General features: G+C 69.7%; 1 pseudogene. It reads left to right on the plus strand.

Annotated elements, in window-relative coordinates:
• Nucleotides 1–892: pseudogene (locus SZN_RS37225) on the plus strand (alpha-1,4-glucan--maltose-1-phosphate maltosyltransferase); the annotation flags it as partial.

Consider the following 892-nt stretch of genomic DNA (forward strand, 5'->3'; position numbering starts at 1 on the left):
GTGGACGCGGTGCTGGGGCGGTATCCGCTGCGGGACCTGGTGACCGCCTCGGAACCGCTGCCGCTGCTGGTCGAGCGCGAACGCGCCCTGTACGGCGCCTGGTACGAGTTCTTCCCCCGCTCCGAGGGCACCCCCGAGCAGCCCCACGGCACCTTCACCACCGCCGCCCGCCGCCTGCCCGCCATCGCCGCGATGGGCTTCGACGTCGTCTACCTCCCCCCCGTCCACCCCATCGGCACCACCCACCGCAAAGGCCCCAACAACACCCTCACCGCCGGCCCCGACGACGTCGGCGTCCCCTGGGCCATCGGCTCCCCCGAAGGCGGCCACGACACCCTCCACCCCGCCCTGGGCACCCTCGACGACTTCGACCGCTTCGTCACCGCCGCCCGCGACCTCGGCATGGAGATCGCCCTCGACTTCGCCCTCCAGTGCTCCCCCGACCACCCCTGGGTCCACAAACACCCCGAGTGGTTCCACCACCGCAGCGACGGCACCATCGCCCACGCCGAGAACCCGCCCAAGAAGTACCAGGACATCTACCCCGTCGCCTTCGACGCCGACATGGACGGCCTCACCGCCGAGACCCTGCGCGTCCTGCGCCACTGGATGGACCACGGCGTGCGCATCTTCCGCGTCGACAACCCCCACACCAAACCCGTCGTCTTCTGGCAGCGCGTCATCGACGACATCAACCGCACCGACCCCGACGTCGTCTTCCTCGCCGAAGCCTTCACCCGCCCCGCGATGATGCACACCCTCGCCCAGTGCGGCTTCCAGCAGTCCTACACCTACTTCACCTGGCGCACCACCAAGACCGAACTCACCGACTACCTCACCGAACTCACCGGCGACGCCGCCGCCTACATGCGCCCCAACTTCTTCGCCAACA

The sequence above is a fragment of the Streptomyces zinciresistens K42 genome (assembly GCF_000225525.1).
Lineage (GTDB): Bacteria > Actinomycetota > Actinomycetes > Streptomycetales > Streptomycetaceae > Streptomyces > Streptomyces zinciresistens.